The sequence below is a fragment of the Streptomyces sp. NPDC014734 genome (assembly GCF_043083325.1).
Classification (GTDB): Bacteria; Actinomycetota; Actinomycetes; order Streptomycetales; family Streptomycetaceae; genus Streptomyces.
This window is the reverse complement of the sequence record NZ_JBIBYN010000002.1, coordinates 326,416-347,759: the sequence shown is the minus strand read 5'-3', so window position 1 is coordinate 347,759 and position 21,344 is coordinate 326,416. Positions and strand designations below refer to the sequence as shown.

15 protein-coding genes are annotated in these 21,344 nt (G+C 67.4%); 5 read left to right on the top strand and 10 right to left on the bottom strand.

The window, feature by feature from the left end:
* The first annotated feature begins 59 nt into the window (after positions 1–59).
* From ACF1CT_RS05385 to ACF1CT_RS05375, 3 genes are all read left to right on the top strand, one after another.
* Positions 60–1,136, top strand: a complete 1,077-nt coding sequence (locus tag ACF1CT_RS05385; protein WP_391782638.1) for a ParA family protein — start codon at positions 60–62, stop codon at positions 1,134–1,136.
* A complete protein-coding gene (locus ACF1CT_RS05380; RefSeq protein ID WP_391782421.1) occupies positions 1,133–2,233 on the top strand; it encodes a ParB/RepB/Spo0J family partition protein in 1,101 nt (366 codons plus the stop codon). The genes ACF1CT_RS05385 and ACF1CT_RS05380 overlap by 4 nt, the downstream gene beginning before the upstream one ends.
* 292 nt (positions 2,234–2,525) lie before the next feature.
* Positions 2,526–3,143 carry a GNAT family N-acetyltransferase gene (locus ACF1CT_RS05375; protein ID WP_391782420.1) on the top strand — a complete coding sequence of 206 codons (618 nt, stop codon included), beginning with the start codon at positions 2,526–2,528 and terminating at the stop codon, positions 3,141–3,143.
* An 89-nt stretch (positions 3,144–3,232) separates the two neighbouring features.
* Here ACF1CT_RS05375 and trxA read toward each other — a convergent pair whose 3' ends face one another.
* From trxA to ACF1CT_RS05340, 7 genes are all read right to left on the bottom strand, one after another.
* Entirely contained in the window at positions 3,233–3,565 is a 333-nt protein-coding gene (gene trxA, locus ACF1CT_RS05370) for a thioredoxin (RefSeq protein ID WP_391782419.1), read from the bottom strand.
* A gap of 49 nt (positions 3,566–3,614) precedes the next feature.
* Positions 3,615–4,577 carry a thioredoxin-disulfide reductase gene (gene trxB / locus ACF1CT_RS05365; protein ID WP_391782418.1) on the bottom strand — a complete coding sequence of 321 codons (963 nt, stop codon included), beginning with the start codon at positions 4,575–4,577 and terminating at the stop codon, positions 3,615–3,617.
* 131 nt (positions 4,578–4,708) lie between these two features.
* Entirely contained in the window at positions 4,709–5,659 is a 951-nt protein-coding gene (locus ACF1CT_RS05360; protein ID WP_391782417.1) for a hypothetical protein, read from the bottom strand.
* A complete protein-coding gene (gene sigM / locus ACF1CT_RS05355; protein ID WP_391782416.1) occupies positions 5,656–6,399 on the bottom strand; it encodes an RNA polymerase sigma factor SigM in 744 nt (247 codons plus the stop codon). Before sigM ends, ACF1CT_RS05360 begins: the two co-directional genes overlap by 4 nt.
* A gap of 404 nt (positions 6,400–6,803) precedes the next feature.
* Entirely contained in the window at positions 6,804–8,522 is a 1,719-nt protein-coding gene (locus ACF1CT_RS05350) for a protein kinase family protein (protein ID WP_391782415.1), read from the bottom strand.
* A gap of 126 nt (positions 8,523–8,648) precedes the next feature.
* Positions 8,649–10,820, bottom strand: coding sequence for a murein biosynthesis integral membrane protein MurJ (murJ, locus tag ACF1CT_RS05345; protein ID WP_391782414.1), 2,172 nt, complete (start codon positions 10,818–10,820; stop codon positions 8,649–8,651).
* A 49-nt stretch (positions 10,821–10,869) separates the two neighbouring features.
* The gene (locus ACF1CT_RS05340) at positions 10,870–13,167 is read right to left on the bottom strand and encodes a DUF6049 family protein (RefSeq protein ID WP_391782413.1); all 2,298 of its coding nucleotides are present in this window, start codon (positions 13,165–13,167) and stop codon (positions 10,870–10,872) included.
* Positions 13,168–13,352: 185 nt separating this feature from the next.
* On the opposite strand from ACF1CT_RS05340, the gene ACF1CT_RS05335 reads away from it, so the two are divergent.
* The gene (locus ACF1CT_RS05335; protein WP_391782412.1) at positions 13,353–14,795 is read left to right on the top strand and encodes a CCA tRNA nucleotidyltransferase; all 1,443 of its coding nucleotides are present in this window, start codon (positions 13,353–13,355) and stop codon (positions 14,793–14,795) included.
* A 124-nt stretch (positions 14,796–14,919) separates the two neighbouring features.
* On the opposite strand, the gene ACF1CT_RS05330 is transcribed toward ACF1CT_RS05335, so the two are convergent.
* From ACF1CT_RS05330 to ACF1CT_RS05320, 3 genes are all read right to left on the bottom strand, one after another.
* Positions 14,920–16,188, bottom strand: coding sequence for an MFS transporter (locus ACF1CT_RS05330; RefSeq protein WP_391782411.1), 1,269 nt, complete (start codon positions 16,186–16,188; stop codon positions 14,920–14,922).
* 123 nt (positions 16,189–16,311) lie between these two features.
* Positions 16,312–17,394, bottom strand: coding sequence for an inositol-3-phosphate synthase (locus ACF1CT_RS05325; protein ID WP_391782410.1), 1,083 nt, complete (start codon positions 17,392–17,394; stop codon positions 16,312–16,314).
* 61 nt (positions 17,395–17,455) lie between these two features.
* Positions 17,456–18,163, bottom strand: coding sequence for a helix-turn-helix transcriptional regulator (locus ACF1CT_RS05320; protein WP_391782409.1), 708 nt, complete (start codon positions 18,161–18,163; stop codon positions 17,456–17,458).
* Positions 18,164–18,570: 407 nt separating this feature from the next.
* On the opposite strand from ACF1CT_RS05320, the gene ACF1CT_RS05315 reads away from it, so the two are divergent.
* A complete protein-coding gene (locus tag ACF1CT_RS05315) occupies positions 18,571–21,285 on the top strand; it encodes a transglycosylase domain-containing protein (protein ID WP_391782408.1) in 2,715 nt (904 codons plus the stop codon).
* Positions 21,286–21,344 lie beyond the last annotated feature (59 nt).

Here is a 21,344-nt window from a genome sequence, read left to right as displayed (position 1 = left end):
CCACAGAAGTGGGTTCGTCCACAGAAGAGCGGGCCTCGCTGGTTCACGAACCCGAAAGCATGGCAGGCTCTGTTCATTGCGAGCCTGAAGTCGAGGAGAGTGAATCCTTGCGGTCCGACGCCAACATTGCGGGACCGATGACCGATCCGGTCCCCGGTCCCAGAACCGAATCGGCGGGGGAGGGTGTTTCACGTGAAACACCGCCGCCGATGGACGACACCCCCATCGGTCGTGCGGCCCAACTGGCGGTCGAGGCCATCGGCCGCGCCGGCGAGGGTCTGCCCCGCCCTGGCCATAAGCGCATCATGGTGGTGGCCAACCAGAAGGGCGGAGTGGGCAAGACGACCACGACGGTCAACCTTGCCGCTTCGCTTGCGCTTCACGGTGCACGTGTTCTCGTGGTCGATCTCGATCCCCAGGGCAATGCGTCCACGGCCCTGGGCATCGATCACCACGCCGAGGTTCCTTCCATCTATGACGTCCTGGTGGAGAGCAGGCCACTCTCGGAAGTGGTTCAGCCGGTCCCAGACGTCGAAGGTCTCTTCTGTGCTCCCGCCACCATCGATCTGGCCGGCGCGGAGATCGAGCTGGTGTCGCTGGTGGCACGTGAGAGCCGACTCCAGCGGGCGATCCAGGCGTATGAGCAGCCGCTGGACTACATCCTGATCGACTGCCCGCCGTCGCTCGGTCTGCTGACCGTCAACGCGATGGTCGCCGGCGCAGAGGTGCTGATTCCCATCCAGTGCGAGTACTACGCGCTGGAAGGGCTTGGGCAGCTGCTGCGCAATGTGGAGCTGGTCCGGGGGCATCTCAACCCCGATCTCCATGTGTCGACGATTCTGCTCACCATGTATGACGGCAGGACCAGGCTCGCTTCACAGGTCGCGGAGGAGGTGCGCAGCCACTTCGGCAAGGAGGTCTTGCGCACCAGCATTCCGAGGTCGGTGCGCATCTCGGAAGCGCCGAGTTACGGGCAGACCGTGCTGACCTACGACCCCGGTTCGAGCGGGTCGCTGTCTTACCTCGAAGCGGCGCGTGAGATCGCCCTGCGAGGTGTCGGGGTGCAATACGACGCCCAGCATGCCCATACGGGCAGTGGTATCAGTCAGCAGAACATTTCGGAGGGGATTCAGTGAGCGAGCGTCGAAGAGGGTTGGGGCGTGGGCTGGGTGCCTTGATCCCCGCCGCTCCGCAGGAGAAGCAGGTGCCGTCCGCAGGACCGGGCTCGGCCTCTGCTGGTGCGGGGCCCACCATGGCGCCGGAGCGAGGGGTGGCAGCAGCCAAGGTGGTCGGCCATGTCTCCACCCCGGTGGTGCCGGAGCCGAGTACGCCGGTCGCGGAGACCGTGGCAGCCGCGGAGCCGACGAGCGTCGCCGGTGCGTACTTCGCAGAGATTCCCATCGACGCCATCGCTCCCAATCCGCGGCAGCCTCGTGATGTGTTCGACGAGGACGCCCTGGACGAGCTGGTGACCTCGATCAAGGAAGTGGGCCTCCTGCAACCCGTCGTCGTACGGAAAGCGGGACCGGATCGCTATGAGCTCATCATGGGCGAGCGACGGTGGAGGGCCTGCCGCGCGGCAGATCTGGAACGGATCCCGGCCATTGTCCGGGCCACCGAGGACGAGAAGCTGCTCCTGGACGCCCTTCTGGAGAACCTCCACAGGGCCCAGCTGAACCCCCTGGAAGAGGCGGCCGCGTACGACCAGCTGCTCAAGGACTTCAGCTGTACGCACGACCAGCTCGCCGACCGGATCGGGCGTTCCCGCCCGCAGGTGTCGAACACGTTGCGTCTGCTGAGGCTGTCGCCACAAGTTCAGCGGAGGGTGGCGGCCGGAGTGCTGTCGGCCGGTCATGCGCGGGCGCTGCTCTCCGTGGAGGACTCGGAGGAGCAGGACAAGCTGGCTCATCGCATTGTGGCCGAAGGCCTTTCGGTACGTGCGGCCGAAGAGATCGTGAAGTTGATGGGTTCGGCGTCCACGAGTTCTGTGAAGTCCAAGGGGCCGAGGGCCGGAGGCCGAGTCTCACCGGCCCTTTCGGATCTTGCTTCCCGTCTGTCGGATCGCTTCGAGACCAGAGTGAAGGTCGACCTCGGGCAGAAGAAGGGGAAGATCGTCGTCGAGTTCGCATCGATGGAGGATCTCGACCGTATTCTCGGCAGCCTGGCACCGGGCGAGGGCCGAGCCCTCGACCAGGCTCCGTCCGAGGAAGGGGCCGAGAACGACGAGGGCTGATCCTGACAAGCAAAGGGCGGGCTGTGTTCCGATGCCATCGGAACACAGCCCGCCCTTTGCTTTCTCTCGGTGTCTGCTTGATGTCCGGGTGGATACGATGCGTCTGGTATGGCACATCCTGCTTGAGCTGCCTCGGCGAAGGGAGGGCCATGCGGTGGTGAGCCGCAGCCGGCTGATGGCGGTGGGGCTGTGCTCAGAAGTTGCCGAGGAACCATTGGCAGCCTGCACCCGACAAGGGAGCACTGACTGTCGTACGCGACGCGACGGGCGAAGGAAGCGAGGAACAGCCTTCATGGGGCGTCGGCTCGTACCGCTCACACTGGACAACCTTTGCGATCTTCCCAGACGTTGCCGCTCGTGTGTCTTCTGGGAGCTCGATCCGGTCAGCGGAGAAGCTGCGGTAAAGGCAGGCACGCCCGAAGTGGAGAAAGAGGCGTGGATCTCGGCCGTTCTCCTGGAGTGGGGGTCATGCGGCAGAGTCGTCTACGTCGATGACGCGCCGGTGGGCTTCGTTCTGTACGCACCACCGGCGTATGTGCCGCGTTCGACGGCCTTCCCCACCAGTCCCGTGTCCCCCGACGCCGTCCAGCTGATGACTGCCTGGATCGCGCCCGGATACCAGGGGCAGGGACTGGGACGGGTAATGGTGCAGACCGTTGCCAAGGACCTGCTGCGCCGCGGCTTCAAGGCGATCGAGGCCTTCGGGGACACCCGGTGGAAGGAGCCCGCCTGTGTGCTTCCCGCTGATCATCTTCTCGCGGTCGGATTCAAGACAGTGCGGCCGCACCCCGTGCACCCGCGGCTGAGGCTGGAACTCCGAACGACGCTTTCCTGGAAGGAAGACGTCGAACTGGCACTGGACCGGTTGCTCGGAGCCGTTCAGAAGGAACCCGCTCTACGGCCGCTGTGATCCACCCGACCGATCCGGCCCGGGACAAGCGAAACGGTCCGTCCTTCTGATGAGGACGGACCGTTTCACGTGAAACAGCGGCTGTGACCTTATGCGTCGATGAAGTTTTCGAGGTCGCGGAGAATCGCGGCCTTCGGCTTGGCTCCGACGATGGTCTTGGCGACTTCGCCGCCCTGGTAGACGTTCAGGGTCGGGATGGACATGACGCCGTACTTGGCCGCCGTGGCGGGGTTCTCATCGATGTTGAGCTTGACGATCTCGATCTGGTCACCGTGCTCAGCGGCGATGGCCTCCAGGGACGGCGCGATCTGGCGGCACGGGCCGCACCAAGCAGCCCAGAAGTCCACCAGTACGGGCTTTCCGCTCTTCAGGACGACCTCGTCGAAGGTGTCGTCGGTCACATGCTTCAGGGCGCCGGCCACGGCGGCCTCCTTCATTCAAGTACTGGAGTGTGGGGGTGGGAAAGATGGATCAGGCGGAGGCGGCGGTGGCCTTCTCCTCGTCGGCCAGCGCGGCGAGGAAGCGCTCGGCGTCCAGGGCGGCCGAGCACCCCGTGCCGGCCGCGGTGATCGCCTGCCGGTAGGTGTGGTCGACGACATCGCCGGCGCCGAAGACACCGGACAGGTTGGTGCGCGTGGAAGGAGCATCGACCTTCAGGTAGCCCTCGTCGTCCAGTTCGAGCTGGCCCTTGAAGAGTTCGGTTCGCGGGTCGTGTCCCACTGCGATGAAGAGGCCGGTCACCGCGAGCTCCGACGTCTCTCCGGTCTTGGTGTTGCGAAGAGTCAGACCGGAGAGCTTCTGCTCGCCGTGCACCTCGGCGACCTCGCTGTCCCAGGCGAACTTGATCTTCGGGTCGGCGAAGGCGCGGTCCTGCATGGCCTTGGAGGCGCGCAGCGCGTCACGGCGGTGGACGATGGTGACCGACTTGGCGAAGCGGGAGAGGAAGGTTGCCTCTTCCATCGCGGTGTCGCCACCGCCGACCACGGCGATGTCCTGGTCCTTGAAGAAGAAGCCGTCGCAGGTGGCGCACCAGGAGACGCCACGTCCCGAGAGGGCGTCCTCATTGGGCAGACCGAGCTTGCGGTGCTGAGAACCGGTCGTCACGATGACGGCCTTGGCACGGTGCACCGTACCGGCCGTATCGGTGACCGTCTTGATGTCGCCGCTGAGGTCCACGGAGACGATGTCGTCCGGGACGAGTTCGGCGCCGAAGCGCTCGGCCTGGGCGCGCATGTTGTCCATGAGCTCGGGACCCATGATCCCGTCCTGGAAGCCCGGGAAGTTCTCCACGTCTGTGGTGTTCATCAGCGCGCCGCCTGCGGTGACGGCGCCCTCGAATACCAGCGGCTTCAGCGAGGCGCGTGCTGTGTAAAGGGCGGCCGTGTAGCCCGCGGGGCCGGAGCCGATGATGATCACATTACGGACGTCGCTCACGGGTTCTTCCTCGTTTCTGCAGACTGCCTACTGTCCACGCCTACTGGGGCCGGTTCAACGACTCTCACCCCACCCAACGGATCCTACGGGGGATGCATTCCCGACGTGCCGGACGGCGTCCGGCACAGTTCTCAGGGGCGTGCGTAGACGTGAGTGAGCAGGAGCTTCCCCACGGCTGTGCCCTGTTCGCGGGTGCAGGCCGCGTCGACGATGTACGCCTGGACCCGGGCCGAGTCGGAGGGATGAGGAAGGACGACGAGGAAGGCGTCCGCACCCTTGTAGCTGCCCTTGCTGACGGCGAGAGCAGGGACGTCGCGACCGATTCCCTGTTCCACGCAGGACGGAACCGACACGGTGGGCACACGCAGGGGTGCCGAAGACGACTCGGAGGCGGGGGGCTCGTTCTCGGGCGTCGACTCGGCCTTGAGGGACGGTGCCCGTTTCTCGGTAGTAGCCCCGTCCGGGTGCGACGACTTCGTCCCTCCACGCAGCAGGCTTTGGACCTGGTCTTCGAGCGTGGACTCCGAGAACGTCGACGCGTCGTTCGCCGAAGAGCCTGCATCGCGGGTCGCGCTCCTGAGGCCGGCGGCAGTGTCCTGGGGCGTGTGGGTGCCCTGCATGATGAGGAAACCTGCGCCGACGAGGGCAGCGCCGAGAGCGGTGCCCAGAACAGCCGCGCGACGGCGGCGCCGGGCTGGGCGACGGCCGGGGCCAGTGGCAGCGCCGGGCCGCCCCACGGGGCGATCCGTTGGCGGAGAAGTATCGGGCTTCGGCGCTGGGACCGGCTCTGTTTCACGTGAAACATCCATCGTCGAGTCGTCCGGCACCGTGCTGTCGAGAGCGGCAGCGGCAAGAGCGTCGTCGATCCGGTCGGCGATATCGGTAGGCATGGACTGCGGCACAGGAACGGCACCGAGCAGACGGCGAACTTCGACGAGCGAGGTGTGAACATCACCGCACAGCGCACAGCCGTCCACATGGCCGCGTACCTCGTCCGCGCGTGCCGACTGGAGTAGTCCCTCCGTGAGATCGGAGATCTCCGAGACGTCCGGGTGGCTGCTGGTGTCGGTCGTTGATGTCATGTGCGTCCACCTCCGCCCTTCACCGCAGCGGGATCACTTGTGCCCGTATCTTTCGTTCCCGATGCGGGTGGGACGGATGCGCGTGGCGTCTGGTTCCTTTCCGCGCCGGATCCATCGGTTCCCGTCCCTTCAAAGCGTAGGTGTCCGAGCAGGGGGGCGAGTCGCGCCCGGCCCCGCGCACAGCGGCTCTTCACCGTGCCTGTCGGTACGTCGAGGATCAGTGCCGCTTCGGCCACCGGGTATCCCTGCATGTCCACGAGGACGAGTGCGGCGCGCTGTTCGGCGGGAAGGGTGGAGAGCGCGACCAGGAGTTCGCGGTGCAGGTCCTGCCGCTCCGCGGGTGCTTCCGCTGACTCATGAGGTTCGAGGAGTTGCTCGAACCTCTCGGTGTCGTCGACGGGCGAGGTCCTGCGGGTGGCCGCCTTGCGGACCCGGTCGAGGCAGGCATTGACGGTGATGCGGTGCAGCCAGGTGGTCACGGCGGACTGGCCTCGGAAGGTGTGAGCCGCACGAAAAGCGGAGACCAGGGCGTCCTGAACCGCGTCGGCGGCTTCTTCGCGGTCGCCGAGGGTGCGCAGGGCCACCGCCCACAACCGGTCGCGGTGCCGTCGTACGAGTTCACCGAAGGCCTCGGCATCGCCGGCGACATGGCGACGGAGGAGGTCCTGGTCGCTCGTCGCGTGAGGGTTTTCCGCCCCACGACTCACGGATTCCCTCCTCGACCGGCGCCCTGCGTGCATTCAAACCGATCCGTCCCGGAAAGTAAATGATGGGGATCAATCGCACATGTAATGATGGCGAAAAGCCTCCTTCACCAAAAATTCCGGGCATCTTTCTGCCCTGCAATGAGATGTCGGATCACCAATGAAGTGAAATGTTCGAAGGGAGGGGTGTGCGATGTGCTGTTGCCGCCCGTTCCCTTTCTGCGGAAGCCCCAAGGAAGCCCCAGGGAAGTCGGACCCGCTGTGCGGCAGTGTTCTGCGGCAGGGCGCACTCCGCTCGTGCGCGGAGGGTTGGTCCTCGTACGTCGCCCCGATCCGCGCTCGAAGGCGCCGTCGTACTGACCGGGAAATCCGGGTCCGCCAGAGCTTTCGTTTCTGTCGGACCCGGATTTCCCCGCTGGGGCGGACAATGCCGATGCTGATTACTCCGCAGCGGAGAAGGTGACATCCGTGATGGCTTGCTTGTAGCCGGATTTGGTATAGGAATCACCCGACGCGTACGGCGCGGCCGTGAGCCAGACCAGCACATAACGCGCCTTCGCCGGTGTTCCGGCCTTCAGCTGGGCCGATACGCCGTTCGTGCTGTGCGTCGCGAAGGGCTTCAGCGAGTCGACGGGGGTGCTCGGCGACATACCGTCCACCGCGTACAGCGAAACCGTGGTGTGATCGCCGCTGTACAACAGTCCTATGGACGCGTTGGAGACGTTCTTCTCCGAGCCGAGGTCGTAGACGATGCCGACGCCCTTCTTGTAGGGGGCCAGCTCGGGGCCGTCCATGTAGGTCTTGGACCGCCAGAAGGTGGAACTCTTGCCGTCGTACGTCTTGGCGACCTCGCCGGGTGCCTGCGGGAATCCGTCCGGGGCGTACTCCCGTGCTTCCACGATCTTGACCGGAGCGGGCGCCTTCGGCTTGTCATCGCCGGTGGTCTGTGTCGTCTGCTGGTCGTCGGAACCCTTGTCGTGGTGCAGCAGGGTGTCCGCCAGCTGCCAGCTGCCGAGCCCCAGCGCGGCGATGAGCAGGGCGGAGACCGCCCACTTCAGAGCCTTGCCGGTACGGCTCTGCAACGGGGGCGGCGGCACGGGGATCACGGGCGCTGTCGTCGTGGCGCCGGGCCCGACGGCCGGACGCCGGTAGTTGCCCTGCTGGTAGGTGGTGCGCTGGTACTCCGGGGGCGCGGTGAAGGCGGGCTCCGGAGGGCGGATGCGCGGCATCGCCGCGACGGCCTTGGCCAGTTCGTCCGGTGTGGTGCACGGCTTTTCCTGCCGGGAGGCAGTGGCGCCGTCATTGGCCAGGGCGCGCATGGAGAGCTCGGAGAGACCGCGGTGCACGCCGGCCCGCACCTGGTCCGGAGCGATCAGACCCACGCCCTTGGGCAGCCCGGACAGACCGTAGGCGTCGGCTTCGTAGGGCCAGCGCCGGGTCAGCGCGGCGTAGAGCAACGCGCCGATCGCCTCGGTGTCGGCCCGCTGCGGGCCCTCGGAGGTGATGCCCCGCAGAGCGGCGTTCACCGCGAGGCCGCGAATCCGGTACTGCCCCGTCGAGCTTCGCAGCACCGCCCCCGGCGTCAGCCTCAGATGGGCGAGACCCTCGCGGTGAGCCGCTGCCATGGCCTGGGAGACCTGACTGACGAGCTGGTACGCGTCGTGCGCGTCCATCGGGCCCGAAGCCAGCAGAGAAGTGAGCTCGGTGGCGTCGGGGAGCCATTCGTGGACGACGTAGACGAGGTCGTCCTCCTCCACCGCGTCGAGCACCTGCACGAAGCGCGGGTCGCCCAACAGCGCGGCGGACCGGGCAGCGGCCAGCACGGAGCGGGCGCGAGGGTGGTCGGCGGGGAGCAGATGGACCCCCACCGCGCGGCGCAGCTTCTCGTCCACGGCGCGCCAGCTGCTGAATCCGTCCAGCCGGGTGACGCACTCCTCCAGCCGGTAGCGTCGCGCGAGTTTGTGCCCGCTGTGCAGATCGGGGGATGGCAGGGCGGTTTCGGAACGGTGACGCTCGTCGTCCTTGTCCTGCGACTTCGCACCCGTCGAGTCCTGAGCTTCTGCCGTACCGTCGGTCGTGGCCTCATCCGCCTTGGCGGTCAGCGGTTCATCACCACTGTTGTCGGCCACGTCGACGGCAGCCGTGCTACGTTCCGCCACCGTCGTTCCTGCCTCCCCATCCGTTGCGCGATGCCAGCCAGCTCTGCACAGTCACGCCAATTGTGCCCACACTCCTGCGCTATGCACGACACGCAAGGGGCGGTGATGGTTGTGCACCGGTGATCCTCAGCGTCCGAGCCGCCCGCGGACCATGCCGACCATGCCGTTGATCTCCTCGATCCGCATCCGCTTGCCTGCGGCGACGAAGACACCCATCAGAACGGCTCCTCCGCAGACCAGCGCGACCAGCGAACCGAAGGCGCCCTCACCGAGGCCCTGGAGAACGGCGAAGCCGACTCCACCGCCGAGTACGGCGGCCGGAACGGCTGCCAGGCACAGCCGGGCGTAGGTGCGCACGACGTTCGCGCCGTCCAGGTCGCCGCCCAGTCGGTTGCGCAGCCGCCGCCAGGCGACGCCGACGCCGACGGCGTAGGCGAGCCCGTACGCGGCGGCCATGCCGACCACGGCCCACTGGGCCGGAAGGACCATGTAGCAGAGGGCCGAGACTGCCGCGTTGACGGCGGCGACGATGACCGTGTTGTAGAAGGGCGTCCTGGTGTCCTCGTAGGCGTAGAAGCCTCGCAGCACCACGTACTGCACGGAGTACGGGATGAGGCCGAGCCCGAATGCCATGAGGATGTATCCCATGGAGCGGGCGGCCTCGGAGCCGGCCGAGGCGTACATGAGGGTGCACATCGGCAGGCCGAGGGCGAGGAACATGAACGCGACCGGCACGATGGCGACCGCCGAGTTCCGCAGCCCGTGGGAGATGTCGTCGCGGACGGCGCCCGGGTCGTCGTCGTGGGCGGCGCGGGAGATGCGGGGCAACAGGGCCGCCATGACCGATACGGTGATGATCGCCTGGGGCATGCCCCAGATCAGCTGGGCATTGGAGTAGGCGAGGAAGCCCGCGCCGTCCTTGCCGGACAGCTTGCCCGCAGAGGTCGCGAGCTGGGTCACGACGAGCACGCCCGCCTGGTTGGCCAGGACGAACAGCACGGTCCACTTGGCCAGCTTGATCGTCTTGCCGAGGCCGTGCCCCCGCCAGTCGAAACGCGGACGGAAGCGGAAGCCCGCCTCACGCAGGTAAGGGATCATGGCCAGCGCCTGGACGACGAGGCCGAGCAGGGTGCCGATGCCCAGGAGCCGGATGCCCTCCGGCGGGATGGTCTGGACCCCCATCCGGGATTCGGCGGAGGTGCCGTAGACCCAGATGAACGCGCCGAACGTGAAGATCATGACGATGTTGTTGAGGACCGGGGTCCACATCATCGCGCCGAATTTGCCGCGGGCGTTGAGGATCTGGCCCATCACGACGTGGATGCCCATGAAGAAGATGGTGGGCAGACAGTACCGGGCGAACGTCACGGCGACGCTGTTGGCGGCCGCGTCCCCGGCGATGGTCGGCGACATCGCGTGGATCAGCCAAGGGGCGGCGAGGACGACGATCGCGACGATCACACCGAGCGCGACCATCACCAGAGTCAGCAACCGGTTGGCATAGGCCTCGCCGCCGTCCTCGTCGTCCTTCATGGAACGGACGAGTTGCGGGACGAACACCGAGTTGAGACCGCCGCCCACGGTGAGGATGTAGATCATCGTCGGCAGGGTGTACGCGATGGTGAAGCTGTCGCCCAGCAGGGCCGCCCCGAGCGCGGCGGTCATCACGAGTGTGCGGACGAAGCCGGTGAGCCGGGACACGAGTGTGCCGGCCGCCATGAGCGCGCTGGACTTCAACAGGCCGGAGGCCCGGCCGCCCGCCTTGGACGGTGCGGGAGCGGGCGCGGGCGCCGGTGCGGGCTCGGGTTCGGCCGGAGCCGGGGAGGCACCCGCCGGACCTTCCTGGTCGCGGTACAGGTGCGCGAAGGCATCCGGTTGCCCATGGCTCTGCGATGCCTGGCCGACGAGGTCATCCACACCGACGTACTGGGTGGTCGCCGCGTTGTCGCCGTAGGGCAGATACCGCGACGGCCCGTCGGGCTCGGGCGGGGGCGTCTGGGCCCAGACACGCGGATCGGGCGCGTACTGCGCCGGCGGCGGCTGCTGGTACAGCGGCGGAGGCTGCTGGTAGGTGCCGGGAGGCGGCGGCGGGTGCGCGGCGCGGTCGTAGAGCGCCTCGGCCACCGGGTCCTGGGCCGACAGATCCTGAGCCCGGTAGGGATCGTGGCCGTAGGCGGTCTGCAGATACGGATCGGGCGTCGGCGGACCCCCGCCCTGTCCGGGAGGCATCGGCGGACCGTCGGAAGACCCGGCTCCGCCCGCACCCTGACCGCGGTCACCGTCGTACGGCGCGTTCATCGAAACCCCACCTCATCGTCCCCGGCCGACCGGCCGCGACAGACATCGCTCAACGTTCCACTTTCTCACCCGAGTCCGATGCCTCCCGGCTTTCCGGACCGGTGTCCGGCGCGGGGTCACTCGGGTGCTCGGGTTCATCGCCGTCGTCCCCGTCCGTGCCGACGGCACCGGCCCGCTTGCGCTGGGTGTACATCCTGATGCCCGCGAGGACCAGCAGCAGCAGTCCTCCGGCGATGACGAGCAGCACGGTCGGGGTGAGCTCCGAGACCTTCACGGTGAAGGTCATCTCCTCGCCGTACGGTGTGCCGTCCTCGGTGTAGAGCTGGGCCGTCATCTGTACCTGGCCGTTGATGTTGGCCGCGGCGTCGAACTTCACGGACTGGCTGTGGCCACCGGCGATCCGGATGGGCTGCTCCGCCACGGCTCCGCCGTCGTTCAGCTTCAGCCGGGTCGCGTTGTCCGACTTCAGGCGGAGGACCAGATTGTCCACCCCCTGCAGCAGCCTGTTCTGCACGGTCACCGGGATCGTGGCGCTGCGGCCGGACAGGGTGACGTCGGACTTCGAGATGAGCTGCACCTCGTTGATGAGGCCCTGGAGGTAGCTGCGAACGGAGTCCCGGTACTGCTGGGCCTCCAGGGGCCTGCCGCGCCACGACGTCGACATGGACCGGTTCACCGCGTTGCCGAAGGGGGTGACCACCCGCTCGGGCAGGGTGAGGATGACCTGGAACTTGTTGAGCGAGACCTGCGTGGACTTGATGTCCTGGAAGGCCTGGGTGGGCAGCTCCTGGCTGCGGAGCTTCTTCGGGTAGTGGGAGGAGCCGGGAACGCTGGTCGTCGCGTCCGCGTCGGGCTTCGCCTCGGCAGCGTCCACGAGCCCCAGGGGCTGGGTCCAGCGTCCGTCGTCGAGGGCGTGCAGGGCACTCGCCATCGAGTGGGCCTGGGCCACCGTCGGCATCCGCTGCGGTGCGACGACGATGCTGCGCTCGGAGTCCGTGTCCTGCTCGGTGAGGGCCAGGGTGTGGGCGAGGAACTTCTGCACGGCGAGGGTGGAGCTGCCGGCCCTCGACATGTCGCCCTGGAACGCCGTGGAGAGCCGGGCGTCGGAGACCACCGCGGTGGTGCCGCCACCGATCGGACGGGCCGCGGTCGGCGTGTACGACAGGTTGTCGCTCTCCTCCAGGCTGTCGCTGCGAGCGATCACCTTGTGGGCGCCGGCCGAGGTGGCGACATCGACGATCGCCGGGTCGATCGCCCCGTCGACGGGCCAGGCGAAGTCCGTCGACGGCGTCACGTGCAGGACCGTCTGCACGGTCGACCCGGCTGCCTCCGTGGCGGTCTGCAGATGACCGAGCGTGCCCGACACGTTCTTGCCGCGGTGCGCGATGGCCGCCAGATCGGGGTCGGCGAACGGCAGCGCGACCACCTTGCCGTCGGACACCGCAGCTTCCAGAGAGGCGAGCCACTTCTTCGCGACGGCCTGGTTCTGTCCGGCGACGGTGGTGTCGCCGGACTTGACCCGGTAACCCCGTGCCATCGCGTCGACGCTGGCCAGCAGGTCGGGATCGATGACCCAGGTCACCGGCAGCTGGCTGCCCAGCGAGACCATCTGTTCAAGGCGCCCGCCCGGTGCGAGCTCGCCGGCCAGATCGTCGTCGGCGAATACCGCCGTCTGCTCGTCGTCGGCTCCGGTCTCCGCGGTCACATGGGCCGGCGCGATCAGGGGCCAGAGGTAGGTGATCTTCGTCCGGGCGTCGCGTTCCTCCTCCTGCCAGGGAAGGAAGGTGCGCTGGATCCCCAGGACGTGGTCGTACCGGGCCTTGGAGGTCTGCCCGGACAGCGAGACACCCAGCTGGTAGACGCCGTCGTCGCCGAGGCCCAGCTTGGAGACAGGGACGGACAGCGTGAAGTCCTGGCTGATCCCCGAGCGGAGCTTCGGGAGTTTCACCGTGTACGTGCCGCCGACCGGAGCGGGGTCACCGCCCGGAACGTACCCGGAGCGTTTGGCGGCGGCATCGATCATCGTCCGGCCGGTGAGCCTCGGACCCACCCGCAGATCCACCGTCGCGTCGGTGACGGTGGCCTTGCCCCGGTTGGTCACCGTGCCGGCGACGGTCAGGGTGTCCCCCTTCACCGGAGCGCTGGGGGCGATGGTGTCCAAGGACACCTTCACCGTCTCGGAACCGGAAGGTGCCTTCGCGACAGGGGCGGCGTGGGCCGCGGGGGCGGTCGGCGTGATCAGCAGTGCCGCGACGAGCGGGGCCCCGAAGATCAGGGATGTTGTGCGCCGCAGCCAGCGGCGGGCAGGAGAGGGACCGATTCCCTGATTGTCTGCCGCCTCGGCCACGCGCCTGCCCGTCCCTCGTCGTTTGTCAGCTGGTGTCGATGGTTGTCGGTTGTTGCGTCCACGCATGGTAACGATGTACGTGAGTGCCCAGTGCTGCGGTGTCGGCCACAAGATCGGAAGAGCCTCGCGGAGCGGGGGCAGAACTCGGACGACCGGGCCGGTCCGGGCACGTACCCTTTTCTGTTGTGTCGAACGCCAACGAAGACAGCTCCAGCGCCCTGACCCAGGTGCAGCACCGCGCAGTCAGTGAACTGCTGCGGGTGTCACCGGTCGCCGACGACCTCGCCCGCCGTTTCCAGGATGCCGGATTCAGTCTCGCTCTGGTCGGCGGATCGGTCCGGGACGCCCTTCTGGGCAGGCTCGGGAACGACCTCGACTTCACGACGGACGCCCGCCCCGAGGCCGTGCTGAAGATCGTGCGGCCGTGGGCCGACTCCGTGTGGGAGGTCGGCATCGCCTTCGGCACGGTGGGCGCCCAGAAGGACGGCTACCAGATCGAAGTCACCACATATCGGTCGGAAGCGTATGACAGGACTTCTCGTAAGCCGGAGGTTTCCTACGGGGACTCCATCGAGGAGGACCTCGTCCGTCGTGACTTCACGGTCAACGCGATGGCCGTGGCGCTGCCGCGGAAGGAGTTCATCGACCCTCACGGTGGACTGGAGGACCTGTCCCGGCGCGTGCTGCGCACCCCGGGCACTCCCGAGGAGTCCTTCTCCGACGACCCGCTGCGGATGCTGCGCGCTGTCCGTTTCTCCGCACAGCTGGACTTCGACGTGGCCCCCGACGTGGTTGCGGCGATGACGGAAATGGCTGGACGTATCGAGATCGTTTCCTCGGAACGCGTCAGGGAGGAGCTCAACAAGCTGCTCCTGTCCCCCAACCCGCGCAAGGGCCTGGCGCTGCTCGTCGACACGGGGCTGGCCCAGTGGGTACTGCCGGAGTTGCCCGCCCTCCGACTGGAAAGTGACGAGCATCACCGTCACAAGGATGTCTACGAGCATTCGCTGACCGTCCTGGAGCAGGCGATCGACCTGGAGGAGGACGGGCCCGACCTGGTTCTGAGGCTTGCTGCTCTTCTCCATGACATCGGCAAGCCGAGGACGCGACGGTTCGAGAAGGACGGGCGGGTCTCGTTCCACCACCATGAGGTGGTGGGCGCCAAGATGGTGAAGAAGCGCATGACCGCGCTCAAGTACTCCAACGACATGGTCAAGGACGTTTCCAAGCTGGTGGAGCTCCACCTGCGTTTCCACGGCTACGGCGACGGGGAGTGGACCGACTCGGCGGTGCGTCGGTACGTCCGTGACGCGGGACCGTTGCTGGAGCGGCTGCACAAGTTGACCCGTTCGGACTGCACGACTCGGAACAAGCGCAAGGCGGCCGCGCTCTCCCGGACCTACGACGGTCTTGAGGAGCGCATCGCGCAGTTGCAGCAGCAGGAGGAGCTGGACGCGATCCGGCCCGATCTGGACGGCAACGAGATCATGAAGACCCTGGGCGTCGGCCCCGGCCCGGTGATCGGCAAGGCGTACGCGTTTCTGCTGGAGCTGCGACTTGAGCATGGACCGATGGGGCATGACGTGGCCGTCGACCGGCTCAAGGAGTGGTGGGCCGCTCAGGGGTGAGGGGCCGGGCTTCGGGTGCTGGTGGCCGAGGTGCGTGTGCTGCTCTGTTTCACGTGAAACATGAGGGTGGTCGGTGAGGGGCGATGTTTCACGTGAAACATCGCCCCTCACCCACACCGGCCGGTCAGAGGTTTCGTCCGGCGCGACTCCACCGGAACAGTGATGCGGCGACGACGGCATAGAGCAGTGCCACCCCGATCACCACCGGTGCCGAGCGTCCGTCGGGAGGCAGCAGCAAGGCGGATACGGCGGCAGCGCTCACGAAGGCCACGTTGAAAAGTACGTCGTAGAGGGAGAAGACCCGGCCGCGGAAGGCGTCCTCCACCGTGGTCTGCACCACCGTGTCCGTCGCGATTTTCGAGCCCTGGGTCACGAGCCCGAGGACGAAGGCGGCGACGAGTACCGGCGGGAGGGCGAACCACAGTCCCAGCGCGGGTTCGAGGACCGTGGCAGCGGCCGCGCACACGGCCATCCAGCGGAACCTGCCGAGTCGTGCCACGGCCCAGGGCGTCATCACCGCCGCGGCGAAGAACCCCGCTCCGGAGACACCCACGGCAAGCCCGAGCAGGGCCAGGCCCTCGGAATCGTTGCCGGACCAGGCGTACCGGCACAACATCAGCACCATCACGGTCAGCGCTCCGTAGCAGAAGCGGATCACGGTCATGGCAGCCAATGCCCGGGCGGCTTGCTTTCGCTCGGCCAGATGGCGCAGTCCCTCGACGAGCCCACGAGCGGTGACGGCGAGTGCCGTTCCCAGCCGGATCCGGTCTCCGTCCGGATCCGGCCCGAGGAGTCCGATGGGCAGGCTCAGAGAGACCAGGGCCGAAGCGAGGTAGAGCGTGGCTCCCAGCAGTACCACCGCCGCATCGGAATCGGCGAATACCAGTCGCACCACGAAGGCGAGGGCGCCACCGGCCGTGGCCGCGAGCGTGCCCGCGGTGGGCGAGAGCGAGTTGGCCAGGATCAGTCGCTCGTCTTCGACGACTCTCGGCAGCGCTGCCGAGAGTCCGGCCAGCACGAACCGGTTGACCGCGGTCACGCACAGCGCCGAGGTGTAGAAGAGCCACTCCGGTACCGATCCGAGGATCAGGAGCGCGGTGCAGCAGGCGAGCGCGGCGCGAAGCACATTGCCGTACAGAAAGACCTGACGGCGTGACCAGCGGTCCAGCAGGACGCCCGCGAAAGGGCCGACGAGCGAGTACGGCAGCAGCAGCACGGCCATGGCCGAGGCGATGGCCGCCGCCGAGGCCTGCTTCTCGGGGGAGAAGACGACGTGCGAGGCCAGTGCGACCTGGTAGACGCCGTCGGCCGACTGGGAAAGGAGCCGCACGGCGAGCAGACGACGGAAGTTCCGAAGGCGCAGCAGTACGCGCAGATCACCTACGACGGGCATGCGATCAAGAGTCACATACGTCGAGGGTCCCCGGGTGACCCGGGGACCCTCGACGGCACGGCCTCGACAGGAGCGTTGCCGCTCTTCATCGGGTCCGCGTCTGACGCGCCGTGTCCGGTCGCGTCAGTTGGCGACCTCGCCGCGGATGAACTTCTCGACGTTCTCGCGGGCCTCGTCGTCGAAGTACTGGACCGGCGGGGACTTCATGAAGTACGAGGACGCGGAGAGGATGGGGCCGCCGATGCCGCGGTCCTTGGCGATCTTCGCGGCGCGGAGCGCGTCGATGATCACGCCGGCGGAGTTCGGGGAGTCCCAGACCTCCAGCTTGTACTCAAGGTTCAGCGGGACATCACCGAAGGCGCGGCCCTCAAGACGCACGTACGCCCACTTGCGGTCGTCCAGCCAGGCCACGTAGTCCGACGGGCCGATGTGGACGTTGTCCTCGCCCAGTTCACGGTCGCGGATCTGGGACGTGACCGCCTGCGTCTTGGAGATCTTCTTGGACTCCAGGCGCTCACGCTCCAGCATGTTCTTGAAGTCCATGTTGCCGCCGACGTTCAGCTGCATCGTGCGGTCCAGGATGACGCCCCGGTCCTCGAAGAGCTTCGCCATCACGCGGTGCGTGATGGTGGCGCCGACCTGCGACTTGATGTCGTCGCCGACGATCGGGACACCGGCCTCGGTGAACTTGTCCGCCCACTCCTTGGTGCCGGCGATGAAGACCGGGAGAGCGTTGACGAACGCGACCTTGGCGTCGATGGCGCACTGGGCGTAGAACTTCGCGGCGACCTCGGAGCCGACCGGCAGGTAGCAGACGAGGACGTCGACCTCGCGGTCCTTGAGGACCTGGACGATGTCGACCGCGTCCTCGGTGGACTCCTCGATGGTCTGGCGGTAGTACTTGCCCAGCCCGTCGTGGGTGTGGCCGCGCTGGACGGTGACGCCGGTGTTCGGCACGTCGCAGAGCTTGATGGTGTTGTTCTCGCTGGCACCGATGGCGTCCGCGAGGTCCAGACCGACCTTCTTCGCGTCGACGTCGAAGGCGGCGACGAACTCGACGTCCCGCACGTGGTACTCGCCGAACTGGACGTGCATCAGGCCGGGCACCTTGCCGGCCGGATCGGCGTCCTTGTAGTACTCGACGCCCTGGACCAGCGAGGCGGCGCAGTTGCCCACGCCGACGATGGCTACGCGAACCGAACCCATTCCGGTTGCTCCCTGTGTGTAATGGATGTTCCCGATGAGGCCCCGCGGATCTGCGAGAACCTCACTGTGAGGTGTCGTCGGACGGATCCGGCGGGGTGTCACCCCGGCGCCGGGGCAGGCCGCCCGATTCTCCTGCGGTGTTCTGCTGAGCTTCGCCCCCGGGCGAGGATCGTCGCTGATCCCGTCCCGACCGCTCGCTCTCGATGAGCTCGTTCAGCCAGCGCACTTCGCGCTCCACGGACTCCATGCCGTGTCGCTGAAGCTCAAGCGTGTAGTCGTCGAGGCGCTCGCGCGTGCGGGCCAGCGAGGCCCGCATCTTCTCCAGGCGCTCCTCCAGCCGGCTGCGCCGGCCTTCCAGCACCCGCATCCGCACCTCGCGTTCCGTCTGCCCGAAGAAGGCGAAGCGGGCTGCGAAGTGCTCGTCCTCCCAGGAGTCCGGGCCGGTGTGCGAGAGCAGCTCCTCGAAGTGCTCCTTGCCCTCCGTCGTGAGCCGGTAGACGATCTTGGCGCGGCGCCCGGCCAGTGAGGAGGCGGGGGCGACCGGGCGGCCGGCGGCGGTCGGGAGGTCGGCGGGGTTGCCCCCCGGCTCCTCGATCAACCAGCCGTTGGCGACCAGCGTCTTGAGGCAGGGATAGAGGGTGCCGTAGCTGAAGGCGCGAAAGATCCCCAACGAGGTGTTGAGTCGTTTGCGCAGCTCGTACCCGTGCATGGGGGACTCGCGGAGCAGACCGAGAACGGCGAATTCGAGGATGCCGGAGCGCCTGCTCACTTGTGCCCTCTCCTTCTTCCCCGAGTGCTTCTGCGGACCCCTGTGCGGAGCTGATGTACCGAGCTGATGTATCGACTCGATACATCACGACGATAGATCGGACGTCGCGCCGCGACAAGACGAGGCATGGTGAACGGCGTCACATCGCGAATTCGTAGGAACCGACTTGCGTTGTTTGAGGTGAAGTTCGGCCCTAGGAGGGTTTTGGCCGTGCGTAGTCTGTGCGGCATGCAGACCACCGGGAACCGTGAGACGCCCGCGCGCGTCAGTCTTCGCGGGTCAGCCGGACGCATGGCGGATCGGGCCGACGCCCGGCCGATCCGTATTTCGGGGGGACCGGATTCGGGGGGACCGGATCTCAACTGCCGCTTCCAGGCGCTCTCGCCTGCCCGAGGAGTAGTCGTTCCATGAGCGAGCACCGTCGCAAAACGCCGCAACCGCAAGGTGGCGGGCGTGCAGCGGCCAGACGAGCCGCCCAGCAGTCCTCCGGACGCCGAGCCGCTCCGTCACACGGAGTAACATCTGAGTCACCATCCGGTTCGCATGACGGGGATGCCCCGTACGGCGGTCGCGCGGCGGCCAGACGGGCCGCCCAGCGCGGCGGCGGCCGCGGATCCGGGGGTGGCGGCCGACGCCGGGGCGGTGGCGGCGACAGCGGGCACGAGGGCCCGGGCCGGGGCCGTGGCCGGGCCGGTCAGCGACCGGTGAAGAAGCGGTTCATCGACTACCCGCGCGCCGGGAAGCACGGGGTGGGCCGCTGGTTGCCGTCGTGGAAGCTGGCCTCCGGCCTCTGCATCGGTTTCCTCGGCCTGCTCATGGGATTTGCCGGCATCGCCTACGCGATGGTCGGCATGCCCAGCGTGAAGGATGCCGCGAAGGCGCAGAACAACGTCTACTTCTGGGGCGACGGCAGCCAGATGGTCGCCACCGGCGGTGAGGTCAACCGCCAGGAGATCAGCTACGAGCAGATCCCCGAGGCCATGCGCAACGCGGTCATCTCGGCCGAGAACAAGTCCTTCGATCACGACCGGGGCATCGACCCCATGGGTATCGGCCGCGCCCTGTTCAACATGGCCACCGGTGGCCAGACCCAGGGTGGCTCGACGATCACCCAGCAGTACGTGAAGAACTCCCGCCTGTCCCAGGAACAGACCCTGAGCAGGAAGTTCGAGGAACTCTTCATCACGCTCAAGGTCGCCAACCAGGTGAAGAAGCGGGATGTCATCACCGGCTACCTCAACGTCTCGTACTACGGGCGGGGCGCGTCGGGGATCCAGGCGGCGGCGCGTACGTACTACGGCAAGGACGCCAACAAGCTGGACCCGAGCGAGTGCGCCTTCCTGGCCACGCTGCTCAAGGGCGCGACCTACTACGACCCGGCGGGCGCGCCGGAGATCGACGCCAAGCAGGCGACCAAGGAACTGAACACCGACCGGGCCAAGAAGCGCTGGAAGTGGATCCTCGACGAGGAGGTCAAGGACGGCCGCCTGTCGGCGACGGAACGCGCCAAGTACATCGATTTCCCGATGCCGAATCCGCCGAGGAAGGACGCTCAGTTGGGTGGCCAGATCGGCTACCTGGTCGACCTTGCCAAGAACTACTTCCTCAACAACAACGACAAGGGCGTCACGGCGGAGATGCTCGCCCAGGGCGGCTACGAGATCCACACCACCTTCGACAGGCGCAAGGTCGAGAAGCTCAACGCCGCGGTCCAGAAGGTCTACGACACCAAGATCAAGCCCAAGGAGCGCCCCGGGACGGACACCCACGTCCAGTTCGGCGGTGGTTCGGTGGATCCCAAGACGGGGGCCATCGCGGCGATCTACGGCGGTCAGGACGCGACCAAGCACTTCACCAACAACGCCGACCCCACGGGTGCGCAGGTCGGTTCGACCTTCAAGCCGTTCGTGCTGGCGGCCGCGATGGAGTACGGCAGGCGCGATCCCTCGGGCGGGCCCGACCAGGACGAGTCGCAGCGGGAGAAGGTCTCCCCGCTGAGCATCTACAACGCCGACAACAACCTGAAGATCAAGAAGTACAACGGCCAGACCTGGGCCGACGAGAAGGGCAACGAGTGGCGGCAGGCCAACGACGGCGGTGAGTCGAAGGGGAACATCACCCTTCGCGAGGCGATGCGGGTGTCCGCCAACTCACCGTACGTGCAGCTCGGCATGGACGTCGGCACCGACAAGGTGAAGGATGTCGCCGTAGCCGCCGGGCTCAAGGACGACACCAACATGGCGAATTCGAGTGTTCCCTCGTACTCCATCGGTACGTCCTCGCCCAGCGCAATCCGCATGGCCGGCGCGTACGCGACCTTCGCGGCCAGCGGCCAGCAGCGCGAGCCCTACTCGGTCGAGGAGGTGAAGCACCGGGGCGAGACCATCTACCGGCACAAGGTGGCCACCAAGCGCGCCTTCGACCCCGCGATCGCCGACAACGTGACCGACGTCCTGAAGCACGTCGTCGACGAGGGGACCGGTACCCCCGCGCGGCTTCCCGGCCGCGACGTGGCGGGCAAGACGGGTACGACGGACGACAACATGTCCGCCTGGTTCGTCGGCTACACGCCCCAGCTGTCCACGGCGATCAGCATGTACCGGCTGGACGACGACGAGACCAACAAGGACCGCAAGTTCGAGAAGATGTACGGCACGGGTGGCGAGAAGACGATCCACGGTGCCTCGTTCCCGGCCCAGATCTGGCACGACTACATGGCGGGTGCGCTGGAGGGTGTGCCGGCCGTGACGTTCCCCGAGCCGACGCCGATCGGTGAGAAGGTCTACGGCGGCGGTGCCCACAGCCCGACGCCGACGCCGACGATGGAAGAGACGCCCAAGCACAGCGAGTCGCCGACCGCGCCGATCACGCAGCCCGCGCCGCCGCCGGTGCCCGATCCCACCGAGACCTGCGAGATGTGGGACTGGGACTGCAAGCACAACAACGGCGGGACCAACGCCGGTGACACGAGCGGCTCGGACAACGGCGGTCCCGGCGGCGATCCGACGCAGCCGACGCAGCCGACGGGCGGTGGCAACGGAAACGGGAACGGAAACGGAAACGGCAACGGAAACGGAGCCCCGGGAGGCGGCGGAGGATTCTTCGGCGGTCCGTACGGATGACGTTCGCCTGACCCTTCGCACCGCCTCGTGAGGGCCGCCGCACCACCCGGTGCGGCGGC